We start from the raw sequence: 24,515 nt of genomic DNA, 5'->3' as shown, positions 1-24,515 counted from the left end.
TTTAAAAACCGGAACCCCGTATGACCCATGTTCTTTATCTCGCGCATGATCTGTCGGACCCCGCCATTCGCCGGCGGGTGCTGACCCTGCTTGCGGGCGGGGCGCGGGTCACGCTGGCGGGTTTCCGGCGCGGGCAGAACCGGCTGGCGGAGATCGAGGGTGTCGTTCCCGTTGTGCTCGGGGAAACCGCCGACGGACAGTTTCTGCAGCGCATGGCGGCGGTTGCGAAAGCCAGCCTCTCTCTGGGCAAGACATTGGGCGGCATTTCGGCCCCTGACGTCATTCTCGCCAGAAACCTCGAAATGCTGGCGCTGGCAAAGCGGGCCATGTCGATCTATTTCGGCCAGCCGGCGCTGGTTTACGAATGTCTCGACATTCACCGCCTGCTTCTCAACAAGGGCAAGCCCGGTCAGATGCTGAATGCAGCGCAGCGTTATTTCGCCCGTGACGCGAAGCTGCTGGTGACGAGTTCTCCGGCCTTCGTGGAGCATTATTTCAAGCCCGTCTCCGGCCTTAACCTTCCCGTCCTCTTGCAGGAAAACAAGGTGCTGGCGCTCGACGCCACCTTTGCCGCCACGCCGCAACCGCGCGCACCGGCCCCCGGAGAACCCTGGAAAATCGGCTGGTTCGGCGCACTTCGCTGCCGCAAATCGCTCGAAATCCTCGCCGACTTTGCCCGTCGCATGGAAGGCAGGGTCGAGATCATCCTGCGCGGCCGGCCGGCCTATTCTGAATTTGCCGATTTCGACGGTTTCGTGGCTGCCGCCCCGCATGTGCATTTCCACGGGCCATACAAAAACCCCGAGGATCTTGCCGCCATCTACAACGAGGTGCAGTTCACCTGGGCGATCGACTTTTTCGAGGAGGGCCAGAATTCCAGCTGGCTGCTGCCCAACCGGCTTTATGAGGGCTGCCTTTACGGCACGCTGCCGATTGCGCTTGCCGGCACGGAAACCGCCCGTTTCATCGAAAAACGCGACATCGGCTTTGTCCTGTCACATGCACGCCCGGACGATCTCGCCGCCCTGTTCGGCCAGATGACGCCGCAAACCTATGCGGGCGCCTTCAACACCCTCTCGGCAATCGACAGGAAACAATGGCTGACGGACCGCGACGATTGCCGTCAGCTGGTGCAGCACTTGTCCTCGCTTTCCAAATCCGCTTCCGGCCATGCCCGTGAAGCGCAGTTTTCACCCGTGTAGTGCGTAGGGGGCAAATCATGGAAGGTCTTGGTCATTCCGGCATCAGAACGCTGATCGTCATTCCCTGCCTCAATGAGGCAAAGACGATCGAGGGGCTGCTTGTCAAATTCACCGGCGCGATGCAGGGGCGTCTTTTCCGCATCGTCGTTGCCGATGGCGGCAGCACGGATGGAACCCGCAATATCGTTTCCGCCTTCGCAGCGACGGATGACCGCGTCACGCTGCTTGCCAATCCGAAGCGCATTCAGAGCGCCGGCATCAACCTTGCCGTTGCGACCTTCGGCGAGGATTTCGACTACCTCATTCGCATCGACGCCCATGGCGATTATCCCGATGATTATTGCCAGCGGCTGATCGAGGATGCCGATCGTACCGGCGCGGATTCCGTCGTCGTCGCCATGGATACGGTCGGCCACGGCCTGTTTCAGAAGGCGACGGCCATCGCCCAGAATTCCAAGCTCGGCAATGGTGGTTCCAAGCACCGCGAAGGTGCCAAGGGTCACTGGATCGATCATGGCCACCACGCCTTGATGCGGATTGCCGCCTTCGATGCGGTCGGCGGTTATGACGAGAGCTTCAGCCATAACGAGGATGCCGAACTTGATTTCCGGCTGCGCAAATCCGGTTTTCGCATCTGGATGACCGACAAGACCCGCATGACCTATTATCCGCGCGCCAGCGTCATGCCGCTCTTCAGGCAATATCTCGCCTATGGTCGCGGCCGCGCGAAGAACCTGTTGAAACATCGTTCGATCCCGAAGATCCGCCAGATGATTCCGCTCGCCGTGCTGCCGGTCTTCGTGCTTGCATTGCTGTCGCTCGTGCATTGGGCGGCGCTTATTCCGCTCGGCCTCTGGATCGCCGCATGTGTGGGTTATGGCTTGTGGATGGCAATAGGTCAGAAAAACCCATACGGCCCCCTCGCCGCCTTTTCGGCGATGGTGATGCATCTGGCCTGGTCCACCGGCTTCTGGCTGGAACTCCTGAAATTCCGGGGAAGAAAGGCTGTCTCATGACCGACAACACCGTCACCCTCCCGCATGATTCGAAAACCGTCGATATCGGCATCTGCACCTACAGACGCCCGGCGCTGGTTGCCACACTTCTGTCACTCTTCGAGCTGGACGTGCCGGAAGGCGTGAAAGTTCGCTTGATCGTCGCCGATAATGACGAGCAGCCGAGTGCCAAGGCGAGCGTCGATCGCCTGCGCGAAACCGCCCCGTTCGAGATTACCTATGTGCATTGCCCGAAATCGAATATTTCGATTGCCCGCAATGCCTGCCTGTCGGAATGCAAGGCGGATTACCTCGCCTTCATCGATGATGACGAAACCGCCCCGCCACATTGGCTCACCGCCCTTCTCGAAACGGCCGAAGAAACCGGTGCGGAAACCGTTCTAGGCCCCGTGACGGCGGTGTACCGGGACAATGCCCCGGGCTGGATGAAACGCGGTGATTTCCACTCGACCGTTCCGGTCTGGGTGAATGGCGAGATCATCACCGGTTACACCTGCAACACGCTTCTCAGGATGGAAGCGCCCGCGGTGAAGGGCCGGCGCTTCGCCCTGGCGCTCGGCCAGAGCGGCGGCGAGGACACGCATTTCTTCTCGCATCTTCACGCCGCCGGCGGCCGCATCGTCTTTGCGGAAGATGCCGTGCTGTCGGAGCCGGTTCCGGAAAACCGGGCGAGCTTCATGTGGCTTGCCAAGCGCCGCTTCCGTTCCGGCCAGACCCATGGCCGCGTGCTGGCCGAGAAAAAGCCCGGTGCACGCCGCGTGGTGCAGGTACTGAAGGCCGGCTCGAAGGCGCTTTATTGCGGCGTCTTTGCCGCGCTGAACGGTTTCAACGCCGTGCGCCGCAATCGTTATGCGCTGCGTGGCGCGTTGCATATGGGCTCGATGAGCGGCGCCTTCGGGGTGCGTGAAATCCGCCAATATGGTGCGGTGGAGGCGACCTGATGGAGAATCTTGCCTCGCCACCCGATATCAGCTTCGTCATCGCCGCCTATAATGCCGCCGATACGATCGAAGCCGCCGTTCAAAGCGCGCTCGACCAGCGGGGGGTGACGCTGGAGGTGATCGTTGTAGACGACCGTTCCGCTGACGATACCATCACGTTCGTGGAGGCGATTGCCGCCATCGATCCGCGTGTTCGCCTGCTTGCGCTCGAAGAAAACCGTGGTCCGGGCGGTGCGCGCAATGCCGGCATCGAAGCCGCGACCGGACGCTGGATTGCCGTGCTTGATTCCGACGATGTCATCCGCCCGGAGCGCTCCGCCTGCATGATGTGCCGGGCCGAAGCCGCCAATGCCGCCGTCGCGGTCGACAATCTCGATGTCGTCTACACCGACGGCAGGCCGATGGAGACGATGTTTCCCGAAGAATTTCTGGAGGAACGAGCGGTTCTCACGCTTGAGGACTTCATTTCCTCCAACATCCTGTTCCGCTCCACCTTCAACTTCGGCTATATGAAACCGATGTTCCGGCGCGACTTCCTCAATAACGAGGGACTGCGTTTCCGCGAGGATATCCGCATCGGCGAGGATTATATCCTGCTCGCCTCAGCGCTTGCGGCCGGCGGTCTCTGCGTCATCGAACCGAAGCCGGGTTATATCTACAATATCCGCGAAGGCTCGATTTCGCGTGTGCTCGAACTTCATCACGTCGAGGCAATGATGCGGGCGGATCAGGAGTTCCTGAGCCATTACACATTGCTGCCCGCCGCCATGGATGCGCAGCAGGCGAGAGCCCGCAGCCTGCAGCTGGCGCATAATTTTTTGACATTGGTGGAAAACATCAAGCGCCGCTCGGTACTCGGCGCCTTGAAGACCACGATCAGGGATCCCGCCGTGCTGGGGCATTTAAGAATGCCCATTGCAGTGCGGCTGAGGAGGCTGCGGGACGCGATGTTTGCGCCTGCGGCAAAAATACAGGGGTGAGAAGGCAGATTTCGTGAAATTTGCGCGCGGACGACCTCTGCGCGGGGACTGGGGACAGATCAAACCTTGATGAAGGAGAACACGATGGACCTGAACAGAACTGTCAGAAAAGCCGTCATTCCGGTAGCCGGCAACGGCACGCGGTTTTTGCCCGCCACCAAGGCGATGCCAAAGGAAATGCTGACGATCGTCGATCGGCCGGTCGTGCAATATGCTGTCGACGAGGCAATGCAGGCCGGCATCGAACACATTATTTTCGTCACCAGCCGCAACAAGACCGCCATCGAGGACTATTTCGACAGCGCACCCGAACTCATCAACACGCTCACCCGCTCCGGCAAGACCGTGCAGGTGCTGCAGCTGGAAAAGATGCTGCCGGTTGCCGGCACCGTCAGCTATACGCGCCAGCAGGTGCCGCTCGGTCTGGGCCACGCCGTCTGGTGTGCGCGTGAACTGGTGGGCAAGGAACCTTTCGCCCTGCTTCTGCCTGATATGGTGTCCTATGGTGCGCGCGGCTGCATTGCCGGGCTGATGGAGCTTTACGACGAAGTCGGCGGCAATATTCTCGGCGTCGAGGAATGCCTGCCGGAAGAAGTCTCGTCCTATGGCGTGGTCGGCGTCGGGCAGAAGGTCAATCACGGCTTTTCCGTCACTGAAATGGTCGAGAAGCCGGAACCGTCCAAGGCGCCTTCGAATTATTACCTGAACGGCCGTTATATCCTGCAGCCGGAAATCTTCGATATTCTCGCCAGGCAGGAACGCGGCGCGGGCAATGAGATTCAGTTGACCGATGGCATGAAGCGACTTGCTGAAAAGCAGCCGTTCCACGCGCAGAAATATTCGGGCCGCACCTTTGATTGCGGCAGCAAGCAGGGCTTCATCGCCGCCAACGTCGCCTTTTCGCTGATGCGTTCGGATATGGAGGCCCAGGTCCTCGCTTCGGTGAAGGAACTGATTGCAAACCACGAAAGCCGCGTCCAGGCGGCCTGACGTTCATCGCGCCACCGGGGAGGCGGCCGGCGCACTGATAACGGGAGGCGGGAAGGCGAGCGATGCTCGGCTTCCCGCGTACCATTTTTAATTCACAAGGTAGGTCCATGCACCACAAGACCTTTAAATCCAATATTGGTTTTCCGGAATCCGGCAAGGATTCCGACACGTTCATCGACCTCGACCGCCTGTGGGCCGCCGTGGTGCGTCGTGCCAATGTCATTGCCGCCTCCGTCATTGCCGCCGTCGTTCTCGCCGGCCTCTATCTGGTGCTCGCGACCCCCGTCTACACCGCCATGACGCAGGTGCTCTTGGATGAAAGCCTGTCCCGCTATGCGGAAGAGGAATCTCCGGTGCCGGCCGCGCAGATCGTCGACAACCGCATCGCCAGCGCCGTGGAAATCCTCAAATCCAAGGAAATGGCGCTGACCGTGGTCGACAAGGCCAAGCTCGACGAGAACGACACCATCGTCAATCCGCCGATGTCGCCAGTCGAACTCGTCAAATCTTCCGTGCGCGGCATCCTCGATCTCGTCCTGCCGGGCGATCCACCGGTCTCCGAGGCCGCGATCCGCGCCGGACGCCGCGAAAAGGCGGCCGCCATGCTGCAGCAGTCGCTGGCGGTGGAACGTGTCGGCCGCAGCTCGGTCATCGCCATCTCAACCCGCTCGACCGACCGGCAACTCGCCGCGCAGATCGCCAAGACCTATGCGCAGGCCTACCTTACCGAACAGCTGAACGCCAATTTCGACGCCAGCGAGCGCGCCTCCGTATGGTTGCAGGAGCGCATGACCGACCTCAACCAGCGCGCCCAGGCGGCGGAGCTCGCAGTCCAGAAGTTCCGGTCCGACAACAATATCGTGTCCTCACGCGGCGAACTCATGTCGGAAAGCCAGCTTGCCGATCTTAACGGCCAACTGATTGCTGCGCAGGCGGATGCCGCCACGGCATCTGCCCGCTACAGCCAGTATAAATCGATTATCGACCGTGGACCGGAAACGGCTGTAGACAATGCCGTTGTCTCCGCCCGTGATACCGACAATTCGGTCATTCAGGATTTGCGCAAGCGCTACATCACCATTTCCGACCGGCAGCGCGGCATCGTCCAGCAATTCGGCGCTGACCACCCGCAGGCGACCGCACTCGACGCCGAGAAAAAAGAGTTGTCGCAGCAAATCTTCCAGGAATTGCAGCAGCTGACCGGCAGCTTCAAGAACGAGTTTGATGTTGCCAATTCTCGCGTTCAGTCGCTGCGGGACAATATCGACAAGGTCGCTGGCCGCAATTCCGAAGCCAATATCACCATGGTGCAGTTGCGCGAACTCGAGCAGCGGGCAACGGCGTTGCGCACCCTCTACCAATCCTATCTCGGTCGTTTCGAGGAGGCTTCGCAGAAACAGTCGCTGCCGATCGCCAAGGCCCGCATCATTTCCGAAGCCGGTCTGCCGACATCACCTTCCAGCCCGAAAAAGACCATGACCATGGCGCTTTCGGTCATCCTCGGCCTAATGCTGGGTGGCGGTATCGCCGCACTTCTGGAATTTCGTGATCGCTTCTTCCACACCGGCAACGATGTGCGAGACAATCTGCGCATGCGTTTCCTGGGCTACCTGCCCTTCATCGGCGAAAGAGGCGTGGAAAATGCCAAGGCCGGCACCAGCGCCGCCACCCCCGGCGGCGAGAACGCTACGCTTGACGAAAGCGGGCAGGTCTCCTTCCAGAAAATGCTGCGACTTGCCGTCGACAGCCCGCGCTCCAGTTTCGCCGAAACGCTGCGCAACGTGAAACTGACGGCGGATGTCGTCATTCAGGAGCGCCAGTGCCGTGTCATCGGCGTCATTTCCTGCCTGCCGAACGAAGGCAAGTCGGTCGTGGCACTCAACCTCGCCGGGCTGATTGCCTCTACAGGCAAACGCACGCTGGTCGTGGACGCCGATATCCGCAATCCCGGCCTCAGCCGCATGCTGACGACACGCCAATCCGCCGGTCTGGTGGAAGTCGTCCTCGATGAAGTTCCGTGGACGCAGGCGGTGAAGGTAGATACCCGCACCAAGATGGGTATCCTGCCGGTTTCCACGAGCAACCAGTTCGCCCATTCGAGTGAATTGCTCTCCTCCTCCGGCATGCGCAAATTCATCGATTCTGCCCGCGAAGCCTGCGATTACATCATCGTTGACCTTGCGCCTGTCGTTCCCGTGATCGACGCCAAAGCTTTTGCGCCGCAGGTGGACGGCTTCGTCTTCGTGACCGAATGGGGCAAAACGCCGATCCAAATGGTGCAGAACCTGATGGCCAACGAACCGCAGATCGCCAACAAGACGCTTGGCATCGTGCTCAACAAGACCGACATGACGGAATTGCAGCGTTATGCCGGCCCCGGCGGCTCGGAGCATTATCACGAGAAATTCTCGGCCTATTACGGCGACGCAAAGCCGCCCGTAAAGGAAGATGCCTGATCATGAAACGGCCTGGTGAAAACCGGGCCTTTTTTCTGCTAGGGTACGATCGATAAACCGATGGCATTGCCCGGCGAAATGCGCATTGATGGCGGAAAGCCAAATCGCAAGCAGGATCAATCTCATGCCATCACCCATCGCCTTTGTTTCGCGGATGAATGCGGAAACGGAAGCCGTCTGGAAACAGGCGCTGCGCGCCGCCATGCCGGAAGAAGACATCCTTTCCTTTTCCGAATTGAGCGCGGAACAGAAAAGCCGGGTGGATTTCGCCATCGTCGCCAATCCCGATCCCGCCGATATTGCCGCACTTCCTAGCCTCACATGGATCCACAGCCTGTGGGCAGGTGTTGAGCGATTGGTGCTGGAACTGGGTGAAAAAGCCCCGCCCATCGTTCGATTAAAGGACCCCGAGCTTTCCCGTGTGATGGCGGAAGCCGTGCTCGCATGGACCTACTATCTGCAGCGCGACATGCCGGCCTATCGCAAGAACCAAGAAAAGGCGCTCTGGCAGGAGCTGGACTATCGTCACCCCGGCGAGATGACCATCGGCCTGCTCGGCCTTGGGGCGCTCGGAAGGGCGGCAGCGGAGCGCCTCACCCATGCCGGTTTCAACGTCAGTGGCTGGAGCCGTTCGGAGAAGGCAATTGCGGGTGTGGAAACACTGACCGGCGATGACGGGCTGCAAACATTGCTCGAAAAAAGCGACATTCTCGTCTGCCTCGTGCCGCTCACCGATGCGACGCGCGGGCTTCTCGACGCCGGACGTCTCGCCGTGATGAAACAGGGGGCCGCACTCATCAATTTCGCCCGTGGCGCCGTCATTGTCGCCGATGACCTGCTCTCTGCTCTCGATTCCGGCCGGATTTCCCACGCCGTTCTCGATGTCTTCGAACAGGAGCCGCTGCCGACGGCTTCGTCGTTCTGGCGGCACCCGAAAGTCACCGTCCTGCCGCATATTTCCGCGCCGACAAGCCGGGAGAGTTCGGCCCGCATCGTGGCGGGGAACGTCCGCATCTGGCGGGAGACCGGCAGGCTACCGGACACGGTCGACATGATCCGCGGTTACTGAGCCGGCGACAAGACGGCGGGCGGCCTATTCCGCCCCCGTCGCCTTTGCCGTATGAGCCCGTTCGACGGCCGCGACGATCTGCTGCTCGTCATAGGGCTTGGTCAGCAGCACCGCGCTTTCGGGCGCCCCTTCCGGCAGATGGCTGTCACCCGTCGCAAACACGATGGCAAGCCCCGGCTTGCGGCGCAGGGCCTCCGCCGCCAGCTCGCCGCCCTTCATGTCGGGCAGGCCGAGATCGGTAACGAGAACGTCTATCGGGTCCGCCTCGATCACCTCCAGCGCCTGCGCGGCATTTCCCGCCTCGACGACGGCAAAACCGCTATCCGAAAGCATTTCCGTCGAATTCATCCGGATCAACTCATCGTCCTCGACCAGCAGCACGCGGATAGACCTGTTTTCGCTGTCGACCGCGCTCGCGGTTTGGGAAAGTTTGGAATAACCGTTCGTGGCCGCCGGTTGTGCTCTCGACAGCGATACCTGCTTGCGATTGGCGATCACATGGCGAAGGCGCCGTGCCAGTGCTTCGCGTGTATAGGGCTTGGAAAGCAGTTCCACCCCGGCATCCAGCTTGCCGCCGTGCACGATGGAGTTTTCCGTGTAACCGGACGTGAAGAGAACGGCGAGGTTGGGCAGCCGCTCCTGCGCGCGGCGCGCCATTTCCCGGCTCTTCAAAGACCCGGGCATCACCACGTCGGTGAAGATGACATCGATCGGAATGCCGCTTTCCACCACCGTCAGGCCGGCCTGCGCATCACGGGCGGTCAGCACCCGGTAACCGAGGTCACCAAGCGTCTCAACGACGGTGTTGCGCACTTCCTCGTCATCCTCCACCACCAGAATGGTTTCCGTTCCGCCCTCGACGGGACCGGTCGGCATCACCACTTCCCTGTCCTCATCGGCAGCGGAGCGCGGCAGATACATCTTCACCGTCGTGCCCTGCCCCACCTCGCTATAGATGTTGACGTGGCCGCTCGATTGTTTCGCGAAACCATAGACCATCGAAAGACCGAGACCGGTGCCCTTGCCCTCCGGTTTTGTCGAAAAGAACGGCTCGAAGACCTTTTCGAGGATCTCAGGCGACATGCCCGATCCCGTATCGGTGACAGCGAGCATCACATATTGCCCCGCCGAAACCTCGGAATGCTTGCGGGCATAATCACGATCGAGAACCGCATTGCCAACTTCGATGGTCAGCTTGCCGTGCCCCTCCATGGCGTCGCGCGCATTGATGGCGAGATTGAGCAACGCATTCTCCACCTGGTTGGGATCGGCATAGGTGTTCCAGAGACCACCTGACGTAATGACCTCCACCTCTATCCCCTCGCCGAGCGAACGGCGCAAAAGATCATCCATGCCGGTCACGAAACGGGCGATATTAATGACGCGCGGCTCCAGCGCCTGTCGGCGGCCGAAGGCCAGCAGCTGGCTGGCGAGCTTTGCACCACGATGGACACCGGCAAGCGCATTTTCCAGCCGCCTTTCGGCGCGTTCATTGCCGATCACATCCTTAGACAGCAATTGCAGATTGCCCGCGATCACCTGCAGAAGATTGTTGAAATCATGCGCCACGCCGCCCGTCAGCTGGCCGATGGATTCCATCTTCTGCGCCTGCTGCAACGCCTTTTCGGTCTGGCGGCGCTCCGCCATTTCCATCTCGACACGCGCTTCCAGGCCTTCGTTCAATTGCCGAAGCTGCTCTTCCGCCCGGATGCGGTGACGAATCTCGCGCTCGAGATTACTGGCATGTTCCTTGAGGGTGTCTTCCGATTGCCGTTGCTCGGTAATATCCGTGTGAACCCCGACCCATTCGGCAATGGCGCCGTCCTTGTCGAAAATCGGCACGCCGCGGATCGAAAAAGTGCGGTAGACGCCGTCATGGCGGCGCACCCGATGTTCCCAGAGGTAGGTCGACTTTTCCGCGACCGCCCTGTTCCAGCTATCAACAGACCCCTGCCTGTCTTCCGGGTGAACCGCGTCCGCCCAGCCAAAATCCTGATATTCTTCAGGGGTTTGTCCGGTCATGGCGGTCCAGGCGGGCTGCTCGCCCCGCATCCTGCCATCGGCGCTGTTGGTCCACAACACGCCATGCACCGCCTCCACCGCTGCGCGGAAACGGTTGTTGCTGATGAGGATTTCCTGCTCCGAGCGCTTGCGTTCCTCGATGTCGATGATCAGCACATAGATGCCATCGATGGAGCCATCCGAAATATAGCGCGGCACATAGCTGATTTCGGCGGCGCGCAGGCTGCCGTCCGGCCTGCGGATCACCGTGTCGGAAACGATCTTCTCACCGGCAAGCGCCCGGTCGAGATAGGTCCTGCGGGCTTCGAAAAACGCCGCGCCGACGATGTCGGGCACGCTGCGGCCGATCACCTCCTCGGCACGTCGTCCGAACCATTCCAGATAGCCGTCATTGGCGAATCTATAGACGTAGTCACGATCGACATATCCGACCAGAATAGGCAGGGCATTCGTCAGCCGGCTAAGCTCCATGCGGCTCTGCTCAAGCGCCTCCAGCGCCCTCACCTTATCGGTATTTTCAAGCACGGTGCATAAAACGCCGTCCACCGTGCCGCCCTCGTTATAGATCGGCGTGTAGAACAGATCGAAGATCACCTCTTCCGGCACGCCATGTCGCATGAGCGTCATTGGCTGGTCGCGATAGGCCATCACCTCGCCGCGGAAACCGGCTTCCAGGATGCGGCTGTTCCAGTCCCATATTTCCGGCCAGATGCCGGGCACCGTTCCGCCAAGTGCCCGCGGGTGATAATTGCCGGCGATCTCGGCATAACCGTCATTGTAGATCATCACATGGTCGCTCCCCCACATCAGCACTTGCGGAATAGGAGAGTTGACGACGGAATTGGCCTTCTGCCTCAGATTTTGCGGCCAGTCGCAAATAGGACCGAGCGATGTCTTCGACCAGTCGAAGCGGCGCACAAGCTCACCCGTTTCACCGCCACCGATCGGCCATACCGGGGCAGCACGAAGATTGGTCATTCAACATCACCACAAATCGAGAGGAAACCTCCCGTAATACACGACGAGAGAAAAGTCCAAGAAAACAGAAACTTCCGCTTATTGTTCCAGAGGTTTTTCAAAAAATCGAAAAAGTTCCACCACGTCACAAATTTCGTGTCGCAACCGCTAAAGAACGTGAAAATTCAGAGCCTTCGCACCGAAAATTTCACTAATAAAACCCTTCACAAGCGGCTTTGCTTACCGATTGCCATCCTCAATACGCCAGAAACTGCCGCAAACGGAATGGCCACAAAGAAATTATTAAGCCTCAATAAGGGTGCTGGCGGTCGCGGTGCCGTCAGCGCCCGGGTCTTCGCCACACCGCGACCAGAGGGAACAAAAATGAAAATACTTTTGGGTGCCACAATTCTTTCTGCCGGCTTCGCCTTTTCAGGCGGCGCGGCCTATGCCGCCGACTGCGGAAACGTGACGATCGCCAGCATGAACTGGCAATCCGCCGAAGTCGCCGCCAATCTCGATAAGTTCATTCTTGAAAAAGGCTATGGTTGCTCCGCCGAAATCGTGACTGGCGACACCGTGCCGACATTGACCTCCATGGCCGAAAAAGGCCAGCCGGATATCGCCCCCGAGGCCTGGGTCAGCCTGCAGCCGGAAATCGTCAAGCACGGACTGGAAGGCGGCAAGGTCGTCGCGGCCGCCAAGATCCTGTCGGACGGTGCCGTCCAGGGCTGGTGGATTCCGAAATATCTCGCCGATGCCAATCCCGATCTCAAGACCATTCCTGACCTTTTCAAACACCCCGAACTGTTCCCCGCGCCGGAAGACAAGTCCAAGGGCGCCGTGTTCAACGGCCCGCAGGGCTGGGGCGGCACTGTTGTCACCGCACAGCTCTTCAAGGCTTTCGGCGGTGAAAAGGCGGGCTTCACCCTCGTCGATACCGGCTCGGCCGCAGGCCTCGACGGTTCCATCGCCAAGGCTTACGAAGCCAAGCAGCCATGGGTCGGTTATTATTGGGCCCCCACGTCGTTGCTCGGCAAATATGAGATGGTGAAGCTCGGTTTCGGCACGGAATATGATGCGGCCGAATGGAAGCGCTGCACCTCGGTTGCCGATTGTCCGGACCCGAAGCCAAACGCATGGCAAGTGGATGACGTGCAGACGCTCGTCAGCAAGAGCTTTGCCGACCGTGCCGGCCCGGCCATGGACTATCTCAACAAGCGCGCCTGGACCAACGCCACTGTCAACAAGTTGATCGCCTGGATGACCGACAACCAGGCAACCGGTGAAGACGGCGCCAAGCAATTCCTGAAGGAAAACGAAGCCCTCTGGAAGGGCTGGGTCTCTCCTGAAGTCGCGGAAAAGGTCAAGGCCGCCCTTTAAAGCGCGTCCTCACATATCTGCCCGGCAACCGGCGTTCGCCAGTGGCGACGCCGCGCCGCATCGGCTCCGGAATGCCTGACGGCTTCCGGGCGATGATGCGCCGGTTCAACAGAGTGTTCCGCCCTGTATCCTCAAGGACGCGCGGCGCTCTGGCGATTTTACTCCCGGAGTGCGGAGGATATAGATCCCCGCCTCCGGTTCTTCATGGAGAACAGGATATGGAATGGCTTTTCAAATTTCCGACCATGAATGACGATGCTCTGCGTGCGCTGAAAAAAGTCATCGACGAGGGATTCCGGGGCTTCACCCGAACCTATGGCGGCGCGATTGAGGGGCTGTTCACCCCCCTGCAGAGCTTTCTCATCTGGGCGGAAAGGCTTTTGATCGGCGCACCCTGGCCGGTCGTTATTCTTATTGTCGGCGCGCTCGCCTGGTTTGCCAGCCGCAGCGCTACCATCGTTTCACTGTGTTGCGGCATTCTCTTCGCCATCGGCTGGTTCGGCATGTGGGAAGACACGATGAAGACGGTCTCGATGATCTTCGTCTGCGCGGTCATGTCCATCGTCATCGGATTGCCGATCGGCATCGCCATGGCGCGATCGAACCGCCTGCAGAACGTGGTTAATCCCGTCCTCGACGTGATGCAGACGATGCCGAGCTTCGTTTATCTCATTCCCGTCGTCATGCTTTTGGGCATCGGCCGCGTGCCTGGCGTCATCGCCGTCATCATCTACGCCATTCCGCCCATGATCCGGCTGACCAATCTCGGTATCCGCATGGTCGACCACGACGTGCTGGAGGCGGCCGACGCTTTCGGATCCTCGAAGCGCCAGAAACTGTTCAAGGTGCAGCTGCCGCTCGCACTCCCCACCATCATGGCCGGTATCAACCAGACCATCATGATGGCGCTCGCCATGGTCGTCATCGCCTCCATGATCGGCGTGCAGGGTCTTGGCCAGCCGGTGCTGAAGGCCATCGCCAACCAGTATTTCACGCTGGGCGTGTTCAACGGGCTTGCCATCGTCGGCATCGCCATCATCTTCGACCGCATCAGCCAGGCCTATGGCCTTCGTCTGCAAAAACACCGGGAAGTGGCGCATGGCTAGTCAATCGATCGAAATTCGCAGCCTCTACAAGATTTTCGGCTCCAAGGCGGCAAATCATGTCGAAGCCGTGAAGGCCGGCATGTCCAAGGCTGAGCTCAACACCACGCATGGCCATGTGCTTGGCCTGCGTGACATCAACATCACCATGCCGGGCGGGCAGATCACCGTGATCATGGGCCTTTCCGGCTCGGGCAAATCGACGCTGATCCGCCACGTCAATCGGCTGATCGACCCGACCGCCGGCGAAATCCTCTATGGCGGCACCGATGTCTGTCGCCTCAACGAAGCGGATCTTCTGGAATTCCGCCGCCACAAGACGGCGATGGTATTCCAGAAATTCGGCCTGCTGCCGCATCGAAACGTGCTGCAGAATGTCGTCTACGGCCTTGAAGTGCAGGGTATCGACAAACGCGAACGCGAGGAGCGGGCCGAAGTCTGGATCAGGCGCGTGGGGCTCGAGGGTTTTTCCAACCATTATCCCAACCAGCTTTCCGGCGGCATGCAGCAGCGTGTCGGCCTCGCCCGCGCGCTCACCAACAATGCCGAAATCCTGTTGATGGACGAGGCCTATTCCGCACTCGATCCACTGATCCGTGTCGACATGCAGACGGTGCTGCTGGAATTGCAGAAGGAGTTGAAGAAGACCGTGGTCTTCATCACCCACGATCTCGACGAGGCGCTGCGGCTTGGCGACAAGATCGCCATCCTGCGTGACGGCGAGATCATCCAGCAGGGCACGGCCGCCGAGATCGTGATGTCACCAGCCGACAGCTATATCGAGGCCTTCGTGGAAGAGGTCAATCGCGGCAGGGTCATTCGCCTCGGCGCCATCGTGCAGCCGGAATTTTCCGGCCAGTCCCGCCTTCAGCTCGACGCGGATATGACGGTCGAGGAAGGCCTGCGGGCGCTCGTGCGGGAAAATGTCAGCAGCGCCACGGTCGCAGGAGAAAATGGCAAGGTGCTCGGCACTGTCACCACCGACGCCATCATGCACTGCCTCGTCAGGACCGCGCGTGGCGAGGAAGGCGGCATGGCGGAACGGCTGTCAGGCTGAACTTTCAAGCCACCCGGCCAAACCCTTCGCCGCCGCCTTGCCGGTGGCGAAACAGGCGGTCAGGAGATAACCGCCGGTTGGTGCCTCCCAGTCCAGCATTTCCCCGGCAACGAATATGCCGGGGATGCTTTCCAGCATGTAGTTCTCGTCAACACCGCTCCACGCGACGCCGCCCGCTGCCGAAATCGCCTCGGCAATCGGCCGCGGCCGCAGGAGCGGTATCTCCAGGTGTTTCAGTCTCGCTGCGACGAAACCATCCGGCATGGCCGCAATATCAGGGAAGATTTCCCGCAGCAGCCCGACCTTGACGGCGGAGAGACCGGCGGCCTTACGCATGCGGTTTGCGAAACTCTCCTTCCGGCCGAGCTTTTCCAGATCGCGGCAGAGCCGTTCCACCGTGCGTCCGGGCGCAAGATCAACCGCGAGCGCCGCGCCGCCTGCCTGTTCCAGCCGGTCGCGCAGTGCGGCGGAATGGGCATAGATGACGCTGCCCTCGATGCCATGTTTCGTAATCACGAACTCGCCCTGAAATGCACCGGCCGGAGAAATCGTCACCGTGGATTTGACGGCCTCGCCAGCAAAACGCTCGCGGAAAATATCGCTCCAATCGACGTCGAAACCGCAATTGGCGGGGCGGAACGGGGAAACTTCCACACCCTTCTGCGCCAGCACCGGCACCCAGGCGGCATCGGAGCCGAGCCGTGGCCAGCTCGCGCCACCGAGCGCCAGCAACGCGGCATCAGCCTTGATGGTGACCTCGCCGCCAGGCGTTGCAAACACCAGCCGGTCGCCGGAAAAACCCGTCCAGCGATGTCGCGTCTGGATGGTGACGCCCTGCGCTTCCAGTCGCGCAAGCCAGGCGCGCAACAGCGGCGACGCCTTCATCACCCTCGGAAACACCCGGCCGGAGGTGCCGACGAAGGTTTCCTGCCCCAGCCGCTCAGCCCAGTCGCGCAGCATCTCAGGCGTGAAATTATCAAGGGCGGCGCGCAGTCTCGGTTCCGCCTCGCCAAAACGGTGGCGGAAACTGTCGTAATCTTCGGCATGAGTGATGTTGAGACCGGATTTTCCGGCCATCAGTAATTTGCGCGCCACGGTCGGCATAGCCTCGAACACCGTCACGGCATGGCCCGCGGCCGAGAGCATCTCGGCTGCCATCAGCCCCGCCGGCCCGCCGCCGATAATCGCGACCTGCCTCGCCTCGCTCAAAACCCTCTCCTTAGCCATCTTTGCCATTGAGAGCCTTATACCGATTTCCGGGTGCGAATATATGCGATATTGAACGCGGATGTTCACGCTCGACCGCCCCGTTACCTTTTCGCAGGATATCAAAAAAAGCCGCTTCATCGCCTTTGCCGCACCGGTAACCGGCGAGGAGGATGCGAAGAACTTTCTGGCAGTGCATTCGGACCCCGATGCCAACCATAATTGCTGGGCCTGGCGAACGGGTCAGACATATCGTTTCAGCGACGATGGCGAGCCTTCCGGCACGGCGGGAAAACCGATCCTTCAGGCGATAGACGGTCAGGCGCTGGATAATGTCGCGGTTCTCGTCATCCGCTGGTTCGGCGGCATCCTGCTCGGCAGCGGCGGGCTGATGCGCGCCTATGGCGGCACGGCGGCGGCCTGCCTCCGGCTCGGCGAGACTTCACCCGTCATCGCCTATGTCAGCGCGACCTTGAGCTGCCCCTTTTCCGATCTGGCGCTGGTGAAATCGCGGCTCTCTGCCACGCCGAACCTGCGGCTGGAGAGGGAGGAATTCACCGGCACCGGCGCGGATATGCTGCTCTCCGTTCCGGCCGAAGAAGCCGAACGGCTGACCCGGCTTCTGAGCGACCTGACCAGCGGGCGCGTCAATCTGCATATTCCGGACTAGCGCATTTTCCAGCGACTGTCCGAATGCGCAATTCGTGCTAAGGAAGCGATATGTCACTTAAGCTTTCCAACCCCATCTACAATCCGCCGCTCGACCCCTGGCTCACCATCGTGCACCGCGATGACGACCTGCTGGTTCTGGACAAGCCGAGCGGGCTTCTGTCCGTGCCGGGGCGCGATCCGGCGCTTTCCGACAGCCTGATGACGCGGGTGCAGAAGCAGTTTCCGAAAGCGCTGATGATCAACCGGCTGGACAAGGACACGTCAGGCATCGTGCTGATGTCGCTCAACCGCAAGGCGCATGCGGCAATCGCAGCCCAGTTCGAGAAGCGTGAAACGCGCAAATCCTATGTGGCCATCGTCTGGGGCACGGTGGCGGGCGAAGAAGGCGAAGTGGACCTGCCGCTGGCGATCGACCCCGACAACAAGCCCCGCCACCGGGTGGACCATGAAAATGGCAAGCCGGCGCAAAGCCTTTGGCGCGTCCTGGAGCGATTGCCGCTTCCCGCGACGAGGCTGGCGCTTACGCCCCTTACCGGCCGCACCCACCAATTGCGTGTGCATATGAAGGCGCTAGGCCACCCCATTCTCGGCGATGAATTTTATGCCGAAGGTGAAGCACTTACCGCCGCGCCGCGCCTGATGCTGCATGCGCAAGAGGTTGGCTTCCGCCATCCGGATGGCCGTGACGTCACCTATACCGTGCCCTGCCCGTTCTGAGGTCGCAGATGAAGGAACAAAACGAAAGTTTCGTGGTGGATTTTGTTGGCGGTGCGGTTGGCCACCGTTTCCGCTCCGGCGAAGGGCGCGGACAGGCCCTGCCGAAAGCCGCCGGTTTCACTAAAGGCCGCACGCCGAAAATCGTCGATGCAACGGCCGGGCTGGGGCGGGATGCCTTCCTGCTCGCATCGTTGGGAGCCGAGGTCACCCTTATCGAACGTTCGCCTGGCATGCATGCTCATCTCGCTGATGGTATCAGCCGCGCCCTGGAAGCGGGCGGCGCCTATGCCGAGGCGGCGTCGCGCATGACGCTGCTGCAGGGTGATTCCCGTCAATTGCTGAAAGAGCTTTCACCCGAGGTGGTGGTCATCGACCCCATGCATCCGCCCCGCCACAATACGGCGCTGGTGAAAAAAGAAATGCGGGTGCTGAGGGAACTAGTGGGCTCCGATCCGGATCAGGTGGAGCTGATGGAGGTGGCGCTTGCCCATGCAACAAAGCGGGTGGTGCTGAAATGGCCGCTGCGCGCCGATCCGATGCCGGGCATTCGCAAGCCCTCACACCAGATCATCGGCAAGAATACGCGCTATGATGTCTTCATGATCTTCGGGAACTCTCTCGACCAGCAGGAATGATCAGCGAAAGTTTGGCCTGCGCTGTGCATTCATCAAAAGCTCGTGCCGCGAAGCGAACTCGCCGAACAGCTTTCTGAGCCTGACTTCCTCGGCCTTGTCCAGCCGGTAACGGCGGCAGAATTCCGCGACGTTGAGGATCGGCTTCGGTCTGTTTCCGTCTATCGTCTTGTTGTCGATGATCTGCATGGCACCCTCCGTATAACAGAGGCCAAACGTCGCCCACGCCTCGCGGTTCCCTATGAATTCGCATGGATGAGAAAAGAGCGTGGCGTCTACACACGCAATGATCAAGTTTTCTTGAAACTCTCGAAGGAAACGAAATTCTACCCAAATGGTTTCCTGCGTGACCTTAACGATGGAAGGGAGACCCATGTTCCACAACAACCGATTTCTGAGTTCGACGATCCTGTGCGCGCTGCTCGCCGTGCCGCTTGCCGGCGCCGCCCACGCCCAGACCGCTCCGGCTGCCGAAACCAAACGGCCGAATGCGCCGGATCAGAAACCGGCTTTTGAGGGCCAGACCCGGGCGCCGCAGGCTGCCACCCAGCCAAACGTTGAAAAAACCGTTGTCGCCGAAGGCCTGCCGCATCTGTGGTCCATGGAATTCCTGCCCGATGGCCGGATGATCGTCGCTGCCAAAGAGGGCGCCATGCATATCGTCGCCGACGGCAAAGCCGGCCCTGCGATTGACGGCGTGCCCGATGTCGCCTCCGATGGGCAGGGCGGTCTTCTCGACATCGCGCTGGCGCCGGATTTCGAGACATCGCGCAAGATATTCTTCTCTTTCTCCGAACCGCGTGATGGCGGCAACGGCACCTCCGTGGCCTCCGCCAAGCTGACCGAAGAGGGCGGCGCGGCGAAACTTGAAGATGTTGCAGTGATTTTCCGCCAGATGCCGACCTATGACGGCGACAAACATTTCGGCTCCCGCCTCGTTTTCGGCCCGAACAACGAGCTTTACGTCACCGTCGGTGAACGTTCGGACGCAAAGCCGCGTGTGCAGGCGCAGGATCTATCGAGCGGTCTCGGCAAGGTTTTCCGCATCGATACCGAAGGCAAGGCGCTTGAGGGCAACCCCTTTGCCGGTCAGCAGAATGCGCTTCCCGAAATCTGGAGTTACGGTCACCGCAACATGCAGGCGGCGGCGCTGGACGATCAGGGCAGGCTCTGGACCGTGGAACATGGCCCCAAGGGCGGCGATGAGCTGAACCTGCCGAAAGCGGGACTGAATTATGGTTGGCCGGTCATCACCTATGGCGTCGAATATAGCGGCCGATCCGTCGGTGACGGTGTCACGGCCAAGGAGGGCATGGAGCAACCGGTCTATTATTGGGACCCGGTCATCGGCCCCTCCGGCATGGCCTATTATGACGGCGACCAGATTCCCGAATGGAAGGGTTCCTTCATTGTCGGTGGCCTGGTGAGTCAGGGTCTCGTTATCCTGCACATCGACGGCGACAAGGTCGCGACCGAAAGCCGCCTGCCGCTTGAAGCGCGTATCCGCGACGTCAAGATCGGGCCGGATGGCGCGGTCTACGCCGTGACGGAAGAGCGTGGTGGTGGAAACTCGCAGATTCTGCGGATCGCCAAGGCCGGTTGAGAAAACTCGTGATCGGAACGACAGGCTGCCGGAACGAAGGCGGCCTGTTTTTCGTTTGCCGCAGCGCGAAACCTGCCGGGAAAAACAATGCCACAACCGCCGACCCGCCTTCTTGCCAAAATCGGGCTTGCCTATGTCAATGACCAGGAGCCGGGGATTGCCCGTGAAAAGCGCGGGCGCGGTTTCTGTTACCGGCTACCGGGCGGCGATCTGCTCTCCGATAGCGTCGAACTGAAGCGTATCAAATCGCTCGGCGTGCCGCCCGCCTATAGAGACGTATGGATTTGCATCGACCCGGCGGGCCATCTACAGGCCACCGGCTTTGATGCGCGCGGGCGAAAACAATATCGCTATCATCCCGACTGGCATGCGCTCAGAGGTGAGACGAAATTCTTCCAGCTCAAGAGCTTCGGTAAGGCGCTGCCGGCCATACGTCGCCGCGCGATGGCGGATATTGGGAAGCAGGACCATGGGCAGGAGATGACGCTTGCGGCACTCACTCTCCTTCTTGACGCCGCCTATCTGCGCGTCGGCAATCGCTCCTATCTCGAAACCAACGGCACCTATGGCGCGACGACCCTGCTCAAACGCCATGTGTCCTTCGGTGAAACCATCGAACTGCGTTTTGCCGCCAAGGGCGGGCAGAAAGTGAAACGGCAGTTGCGCCACCCGCGCCTTCAGAAAATCCTCGAGGAAATCGCCGACCTGCCCGGCAAGGAACTCTTTGTCTGGCAGGACAGCGAGAACCGGGTGCATTCCGTCGATTCCAGCGATCTCAACGCCTACCTCTCAGGCATTGGCGGTCAGGGCATTTCGGCCAAGACCTTCCGCACCTGGGGCGGAACGCTGGCGGCCTTCTGCAACGCGATGGAACACGTCGCGGCGGGTGAAAAACCGAGCATAAAGGGCATGTGCCAAGCCGCGGCAGCCGAGCTTTCCAACACGCCCGCCATCTGCCGCAAGAGCTATGTGCACCCGGCCGTTCTCGACATTGCGACAGAAGAAAAAGCCCGGAAAAAACTCGGTCGCATCCTGAAGGTCGGTGCAAAACCCGTCTCCGGCCTCAGGGCCGATGAAAGACGGCTGCTGGCCTTCCTGCCTTAGAGCATTTCCAGTAAAAGTGCGTCGCGGTTTTACGCCCGGATAATGCGATAAAACAAAAAGATAGAGCACATCCGCCGCTTCCGTTTAGAGCGGATGTGCTCTAGCGGTCAGCGGCTCCCCGCCCATTCCGCCAGCTCTCGCTCGGCCCTTTCCAGCGCGCTGTAATTCAGCAGCTTGCGCAGGAAAGCCACTGTCACGGCGCGGGTTCGGAGATTATACCGGCCTTCCGCATCGTCATCACCCGGCGCCTGATGCACGTTCAGCTTTTCATAGAGGCTTTGCAGCCGGTTCTGCACGCTGCGCAGCGACAGGTTGCGGCGGCGGGCAATCGCCTTGTCGGTGAGGCCCAGCGCGACATCGACGAGAATTTCATATTCGGAATCGGTAAAACCATGCGCCTTGCCGAGGCTTTTTTCCTGAAGGCCGCGCACTTCCCGGTCGATCACGCATTGCGCCTCGATGAAGATGCTGCGCAGCGCCAGCCGCAGGCGGTCATCAGAGGCCGATTTCAGCACATAGCCATAGGCCGCACCTTCCGGCACGATACGGGACACACCGCGCACATAGGCCTCATCCGAATAGTTCGACCAGAACAGGATGCGGGTATCCGGCCGCTCCTTCCAGATCGTGCGCGCCGCCTCGATGCCGTTGCGCTCGTTCATCTGCAAATCCATGACGATATGGGCTGCCCGGTTTTCCCGCGCGAGCTTTTCCCCCGTCCTACCGTTGGCCGCCTCCAGTACCTTGTCGCATTCCGGCAGGGCAGCTCTGACGGCCTCATTCAGATAGGCGCGGTGCAGCGCATCGTCCTCGACGATCAGCACGTCCATGTCACACATCCTCCCGATGATCGAAAGCGTCTTCCGGCAGGATCACGGTGATGCATGTACCCGCCCCGTTGCGATTGCCGCCGATATCGAATCTCGCCGAGATCAGCCGCGCCCGTGTCTTCATGTTGCCGATGCCGAGACCGCCGGAAGCAGCGCCATCACCGCCGCCATTGCCGTCATCGCTGACTGTCACCCTGAGCCCGCCATCGACGGCGGTGAGGTTCACGGCAATGGTTTCCGGCTGGGCATGACGAATGGCGTTATTGACCGCCTCCTGTACGATGCGGAACAGCGAGATGGCCACCGTCTTGTCGAGCCTTTCCACCAGCCCGCCCGTCTCATCCGTTACAGACCACTCTATATACGAGCCGCTGTCGCGCACGGAGCGGTCCACATAGGTCTCGATGGCCTCAACGACGCCGAACAATTGCAGGATCGAGGGTTTTGCCTCCTCGATGATTTCGCGCAGGTCCTGCATGCAATGCTGCAGGCTGCGCACCACCGGTTCCAGCATCTCGCCGGAAACATCGGCGGAATGGCTCATGCGCTCGATACGCCGCGCAAGCCGTGCCAGATCGGCCAGCGTCTGATCATGCAGGTCCATGCCGATGCGCTGCCGCTCGGCCTCCAGCGCCTCCGTCAATTGCAGCGCGCCGAGGCGCAGACCTTCTTCGCGGGCATTGGCGCGCGCCTCCTCGATGGCTGAGCGCTTGGCCTGTTCGGCGGCGCGGATGGCATAGAAATAGGGCGCCAGCATATCGGCGACCGCGCGGGCATTCGCCACATCCTCCATCGTATAGGCATTCGACTGGTGCGAGGAGCAACTGAGCGCGCCGATAATGTCGCCATGCACCTTCATCGGCACATGCAGGCGGCTATGCAGATTAAGCTCGATGATGGGGCTCGAAAAAGCGCCTTCGAAATGAAAGCGCGGATCGGAACAGGCATCACCGCTCAGCAGGTGTTCCACGGCGCCTGACAGCAACGAGCGGATCGGGCTTCCGGTCAGAAGGGCCGGCGGCTGCCGGCTCCAGGCGCTGACGAGCCCGCTCTCATAGGCAATGTGATATTTGTCATCCAACTGCTTGATGCAGACATCCATATGATCATGCGGGATGATATGGCTGATCTCGGTGGCGACAGCCTGAATGATGGCATTAAATTCCAGCTGCCCGGCGAGCAGCCGCGCAATACCCATATAGTGGTGGAAAAGAGCGCTTTTCGGCGTATCCAGCATGTGCGGACGCCCTCCCAAGCGCCTGCCTAATAGACATCAGGCGGCGCAGTTTTAAACACATCAGAACGCCGCATCATTCATTCTGCGCCCGGCAATGCCGTTTCGTCCTGCGGGTTCCCGCATGCTTTCTGCGGAAACCCGCAGGAAGATTGCCGTGATCCGCCTATACAAGCCAAACCTTCTTGGTCATTCTCGTTTGTACTGGGGAACGGAGCTCCAGTGCAACGGGATTTCGTCTGCCGCCGAGGAGATTTGCGGCAGGTGAGGGTTCCGGACCCCGAAAGGGCAAGCCACCAGGGAGGAAATCAATGGCTTTCAGAAAGATGCTTCTGGCATCGGCCGCTGTCGCATGCGCAGCTCTGCCGATCACCGCTCACGCCGATACGTCGGCCAAAAAAATCGCGCTCTCAAACAATTACGCAGGCAATTCCTGGCGTCAGGCGATGCTGACCAGCTGGGACAAGATCACCAAGCAGGCCGTGGCCGACAAACAGGTGGCCGCCGCCGACGCCTTCACGACCGCCGAAAACCAGGCGACCGAACAGGCAGCCCAGATCCAGAACCTCATCCTGCAGGGTTATGACGCCATCGTCATCAACGCCGCTTCGCCGACCGCGCTTAACGGCGCGGTGAAGGAAGCCTGTGATGCCGGCATCACCGTCGTGTCTTTCGATGGTATTGTCACCGAGCCTTGCGCCTGGCGCATCGCCGTCGATTTCAAGGCGATGGGCGAAAGCCAGATCGATTATCTTGCCAAGGCCATGCCGAAGGGCGGCAACCTGCTCGAAATCCGCGGTCTCGCCGGCGTTTCCGTGGATGACGAAATCCATGCCGGCATCGCCGCCGGTGTCGCCAAGAACCCGCAGTTCAAGATTGTCGGTTCGGTCAATGGCGACTGGGCGCAGGATGTTGCCCAGCGCGCCGTTGCCGGCATTCTGCCGAGCCTTCCGGAAGTCGCGGCTGTCGTGACACAGGGCGGTGACGGTTACGGTGCGGCACAAGCCTTCGCCGCCGCCAAGCGCCCGACCCCCACCATCGTCATGGGCAATCGCGAAGACGAGCTGCAATGGTGGAAACAGCAGAAGGACGCGAGCGGCTACGAGACCATGTCGGTCTCCATCGCCCCCGGTGTCTCGACGCTCGCTTTCTGGGTGGCGCAGCAGATCCTCGACGGCAAGGACGTGAAAAAGGACCTGACCGTTCCTTTCCTGCGCATCGACCAGGGCAATCTTGAGGATAACCTCAAGAACACCCAGAAGGGCGGCGTCGCGAATGTGGAATATTCGCAGGAAGACGCCCAGAAGGCCATCGCCTCGGCCAAATAAGGCCGGGCACCGT

At 60.5% G+C, this 24,515-nt stretch carries 21 protein-coding genes; 16 read left to right on the top strand and 5 right to left on the bottom strand.

Going from position 1 to position 24,515, the window contains the following annotated elements; genetic code table 11:
* Positions 1 to 20 precede the first annotated feature (20 nt).
* The 7 genes from ATU_RS18940 (at position 21) to ATU_RS18910 (ending at position 8,654) form a co-directional block, all read left to right on the top strand.
* A complete protein-coding gene (locus tag ATU_RS18940) occupies positions 21 to 1,202 on the top strand; it encodes a glycosyltransferase family protein (RefSeq protein ID WP_010973530.1) in 1,182 nt (393 codons plus the stop codon).
* Between the two features lie 17 nt (positions 1,203 to 1,219).
* Complete coding sequence (locus ATU_RS18935) at positions 1,220 to 2,218, top strand: glycosyltransferase family 2 protein (protein WP_010973529.1); 999 nt, start codon at positions 1,220 to 1,222, stop codon at positions 2,216 to 2,218.
* Positions 2,215 to 3,159: a glycosyltransferase family 2 protein gene (locus ATU_RS18930; protein ID WP_010973528.1), complete on the top strand. Its 945-nt coding sequence runs from the start codon at positions 2,215 to 2,217 to the stop codon at positions 3,157 to 3,159. The genes ATU_RS18935 and ATU_RS18930 overlap by 4 nt, the downstream gene beginning before the upstream one ends.
* A complete protein-coding gene (locus ATU_RS18925) occupies positions 3,159 to 4,139 on the top strand; it encodes a glycosyltransferase family 2 protein (RefSeq protein WP_010973527.1) in 981 nt (326 codons plus the stop codon). The genes ATU_RS18930 and ATU_RS18925 overlap by 1 nt, the downstream gene beginning before the upstream one ends.
* 84 nt (positions 4,140 to 4,223) lie before the next feature.
* Positions 4,224 to 5,129: a UTP--glucose-1-phosphate uridylyltransferase gene (locus ATU_RS18920; RefSeq protein ID WP_006313752.1), complete on the top strand. Its 906-nt coding sequence runs from the start codon at positions 4,224 to 4,226 to the stop codon at positions 5,127 to 5,129.
* A 107-nt stretch (positions 5,130 to 5,236) separates the two neighbouring features.
* Positions 5,237 to 7,585 carry a polysaccharide biosynthesis tyrosine autokinase gene (locus ATU_RS18915; protein ID WP_035255763.1) on the top strand — a complete coding sequence of 783 codons (2,349 nt, stop codon included), beginning with the start codon at positions 5,237 to 5,239 and terminating at the stop codon, positions 7,583 to 7,585.
* Positions 7,586 to 7,709: 124 nt separating this feature from the next.
* On the top strand, positions 7,710 to 8,654 hold the full coding sequence (locus tag ATU_RS18910) for a 2-hydroxyacid dehydrogenase (protein WP_010973525.1): 945 nt from the start codon (positions 7,710 to 7,712) through the stop codon (positions 8,652 to 8,654).
* A gap of 24 nt (positions 8,655 to 8,678) precedes the next feature.
* Here ATU_RS18910 and ATU_RS18905 read toward each other — a convergent pair whose 3' ends face one another.
* Positions 8,679 to 11,654: a hybrid sensor histidine kinase/response regulator gene (locus tag ATU_RS18905; RefSeq protein WP_010973524.1), complete on the bottom strand. Its 2,976-nt coding sequence runs from the start codon at positions 11,652 to 11,654 to the stop codon at positions 8,679 to 8,681.
* Between the two features lie 363 nt (positions 11,655 to 12,017).
* Here ATU_RS18905 and ATU_RS18900 point away from each other — a divergent pair, with 363 nt between their 5' ends.
* From ATU_RS18900 to ATU_RS18890, 3 genes are all read left to right on the top strand, one after another.
* Positions 12,018 to 13,016, top strand: coding sequence for an ABC transporter substrate-binding protein (locus ATU_RS18900; protein ID WP_010973523.1), 999 nt, complete (start codon positions 12,018 to 12,020; stop codon positions 13,014 to 13,016).
* Positions 13,017 to 13,234: 218 nt separating this feature from the next.
* A complete protein-coding gene (locus ATU_RS18895; RefSeq protein WP_006313746.1) occupies positions 13,235 to 14,122 on the top strand; it encodes an ABC transporter permease in 888 nt (295 codons plus the stop codon).
* Positions 14,115 to 15,176, top strand: a complete 1,062-nt coding sequence (locus ATU_RS18890; RefSeq protein WP_006313745.1) for a quaternary amine ABC transporter ATP-binding protein — start codon at positions 14,115 to 14,117, stop codon at positions 15,174 to 15,176. Before ATU_RS18895 ends, ATU_RS18890 begins: the two co-directional genes overlap by 8 nt.
* On the opposite strand, the gene ATU_RS18885 is transcribed toward ATU_RS18890, so the two are convergent.
* Positions 15,168 to 16,412 (bottom strand): TIGR03862 family flavoprotein, encoded by a 1,245-nt coding sequence (locus tag ATU_RS18885; protein WP_035255720.1) that lies wholly within the window; start codon positions 16,410 to 16,412, stop codon positions 15,168 to 15,170. The genes ATU_RS18890 and ATU_RS18885 overlap by 9 nt on opposite strands.
* A 52-nt stretch (positions 16,413 to 16,464) precedes the next feature.
* Here ATU_RS18885 and ATU_RS18880 point away from each other — a divergent pair, with 52 nt between their 5' ends.
* The 3 genes from ATU_RS18880 to ATU_RS18870 are packed head-to-tail and all read left to right on the top strand — an operon-like array spanning position 16,465 to position 18,406.
* A complete protein-coding gene (locus ATU_RS18880; RefSeq protein ID WP_006313743.1) occupies positions 16,465 to 17,052 on the top strand; it encodes an IMPACT family protein in 588 nt (195 codons plus the stop codon).
* 50 nt (positions 17,053 to 17,102) lie between these two features.
* Positions 17,103 to 17,771, top strand: a complete 669-nt coding sequence (locus tag ATU_RS18875; protein WP_010973520.1) for a pseudouridine synthase — start codon at positions 17,103 to 17,105, stop codon at positions 17,769 to 17,771.
* Positions 17,772 to 17,779: 8 nt separating this feature from the next.
* Positions 17,780 to 18,406 (top strand): class I SAM-dependent methyltransferase, encoded by a 627-nt coding sequence (locus ATU_RS18870; RefSeq protein ID WP_006313741.1) that lies wholly within the window; start codon positions 17,780 to 17,782, stop codon positions 18,404 to 18,406.
* Here ATU_RS18870 and ATU_RS18865 read toward each other — a convergent pair whose 3' ends face one another.
* Positions 18,407 to 18,592 (bottom strand): hypothetical protein, encoded by a 186-nt coding sequence (locus ATU_RS18865; protein ID WP_006313740.1) that lies wholly within the window; start codon positions 18,590 to 18,592, stop codon positions 18,407 to 18,409.
* A 184-nt stretch (positions 18,593 to 18,776) separates the two neighbouring features.
* Between ATU_RS18865 and ATU_RS18860 the strand changes: the two genes are divergently transcribed.
* Together ATU_RS18860 and ATU_RS18855 are read left to right on the top strand one after the other, a co-directional pair.
* Positions 18,777 to 20,006, top strand: a complete 1,230-nt coding sequence (locus ATU_RS18860; protein ID WP_010973517.1) for a PQQ-dependent sugar dehydrogenase — start codon at positions 18,777 to 18,779, stop codon at positions 20,004 to 20,006.
* 87 nt (positions 20,007 to 20,093) lie between these two features.
* Positions 20,094 to 21,110, top strand: a complete 1,017-nt coding sequence (locus tag ATU_RS18855) for a DNA topoisomerase IB (RefSeq protein ID WP_010973516.1) — start codon at positions 20,094 to 20,096, stop codon at positions 21,108 to 21,110.
* 107 nt (positions 21,111 to 21,217) lie between these two features.
* On the opposite strand, the gene ATU_RS18850 is transcribed toward ATU_RS18855, so the two are convergent.
* Both ATU_RS18850 and ATU_RS18845 read right to left on the bottom strand, forming a co-directional pair.
* Entirely contained in the window at positions 21,218 to 21,940 is a 723-nt protein-coding gene (locus tag ATU_RS18850) for a response regulator transcription factor (protein WP_010973515.1), read from the bottom strand.
* Between the two features lies 1 nt (position 21,941).
* Complete coding sequence (locus tag ATU_RS18845; protein ID WP_010973514.1) at positions 21,942 to 23,177, bottom strand: GAF domain-containing sensor histidine kinase; 1,236 nt, start codon at positions 23,175 to 23,177, stop codon at positions 21,942 to 21,944.
* 308 nt (positions 23,178 to 23,485) lie between these two features.
* On the opposite strand from ATU_RS18845, the gene ATU_RS18840 reads away from it, so the two are divergent.
* Complete coding sequence (locus tag ATU_RS18840) at positions 23,486 to 24,502, top strand: ABC transporter substrate-binding protein (protein WP_006313735.1); 1,017 nt, start codon at positions 23,486 to 23,488, stop codon at positions 24,500 to 24,502.
* Positions 24,503 to 24,515: the final 13 nt, after the last annotated feature.

Source organism: Agrobacterium fabrum str. C58 (assembly GCF_000092025.1).
GTDB classification, from domain to species: domain Bacteria; phylum Pseudomonadota; class Alphaproteobacteria; order Rhizobiales; family Rhizobiaceae; genus Agrobacterium; species Agrobacterium fabrum.
Note: the sequence above shows the minus strand (reverse complement) of the source record. Positions and strands in the feature narration are given on the sequence as shown.

Bases quoted from the DNA above. Each gene is read 5' to 3' on its own strand.
- ATU_RS18940 (WP_010973530.1), top strand. From the start codon at position 21: ATGACCCATGTTCTTTATCTCGCGCATGATCTGTCGGACCCCGCCATT.
- ATU_RS18935 (WP_010973529.1), top strand. From the start codon at position 1,220: ATGGAAGGTCTTGGTCATTCCGGCATCAGAACGCTGATCGTCATTCCC.
- ATU_RS18930 (WP_010973528.1), top strand. From the start codon at position 2,215: ATGACCGACAACACCGTCACCCTCCCGCATGATTCGAAAACCGTCGAT.
- ATU_RS18925 (WP_010973527.1), top strand. From the start codon at position 3,159: ATGGAGAATCTTGCCTCGCCACCCGATATCAGCTTCGTCATCGCCGCC.
- ATU_RS18920 (WP_006313752.1), top strand. From the start codon at position 4,224: ATGGACCTGAACAGAACTGTCAGAAAAGCCGTCATTCCGGTAGCCGGC.
- ATU_RS18915 (WP_035255763.1), top strand. From the start codon at position 5,237: ATGCACCACAAGACCTTTAAATCCAATATTGGTTTTCCGGAATCCGGC.
- ATU_RS18910 (WP_010973525.1), top strand. From the start codon at position 7,710: ATGCCATCACCCATCGCCTTTGTTTCGCGGATGAATGCGGAAACGGAA.
- ATU_RS18905 (WP_010973524.1), bottom strand. From the start codon at position 11,654: ATGACCAATCTTCGTGCTGCCCCGGTATGGCCGATCGGTGGCGGTGAA.
- ATU_RS18900 (WP_010973523.1), top strand. From the start codon at position 12,018: ATGAAAATACTTTTGGGTGCCACAATTCTTTCTGCCGGCTTCGCCTTT.
- ATU_RS18895 (WP_006313746.1), top strand. From the start codon at position 13,235: ATGGAATGGCTTTTCAAATTTCCGACCATGAATGACGATGCTCTGCGT.
- ATU_RS18890 (WP_006313745.1), top strand. From the start codon at position 14,115: ATGGCTAGTCAATCGATCGAAATTCGCAGCCTCTACAAGATTTTCGGC.
- ATU_RS18885 (WP_035255720.1), bottom strand. From the start codon at position 16,412: ATGGCAAAGATGGCTAAGGAGAGGGTTTTGAGCGAGGCGAGGCAGGTC.
- ATU_RS18880 (WP_006313743.1), top strand. From the start codon at position 16,465: ATGTTCACGCTCGACCGCCCCGTTACCTTTTCGCAGGATATCAAAAAA.
- ATU_RS18875 (WP_010973520.1), top strand. From the start codon at position 17,103: ATGTCACTTAAGCTTTCCAACCCCATCTACAATCCGCCGCTCGACCCC.
- ATU_RS18870 (WP_006313741.1), top strand. From the start codon at position 17,780: ATGAAGGAACAAAACGAAAGTTTCGTGGTGGATTTTGTTGGCGGTGCG.
- ATU_RS18865 (WP_006313740.1), bottom strand. From the start codon at position 18,592: ATGCAGATCATCGACAACAAGACGATAGACGGAAACAGACCGAAGCCG.
- ATU_RS18860 (WP_010973517.1), top strand. From the start codon at position 18,777: ATGTTCCACAACAACCGATTTCTGAGTTCGACGATCCTGTGCGCGCTG.
- ATU_RS18855 (WP_010973516.1), top strand. From the start codon at position 20,094: ATGCCACAACCGCCGACCCGCCTTCTTGCCAAAATCGGGCTTGCCTAT.
- ATU_RS18850 (WP_010973515.1), bottom strand. From the start codon at position 21,940: ATGGACGTGCTGATCGTCGAGGACGATGCGCTGCACCGCGCCTATCTG.
- ATU_RS18845 (WP_010973514.1), bottom strand. From the start codon at position 23,177: ATGCTGGATACGCCGAAAAGCGCTCTTTTCCACCACTATATGGGTATT.
- ATU_RS18840 (WP_006313735.1), top strand. From the start codon at position 23,486: ATGGCTTTCAGAAAGATGCTTCTGGCATCGGCCGCTGTCGCATGCGCA.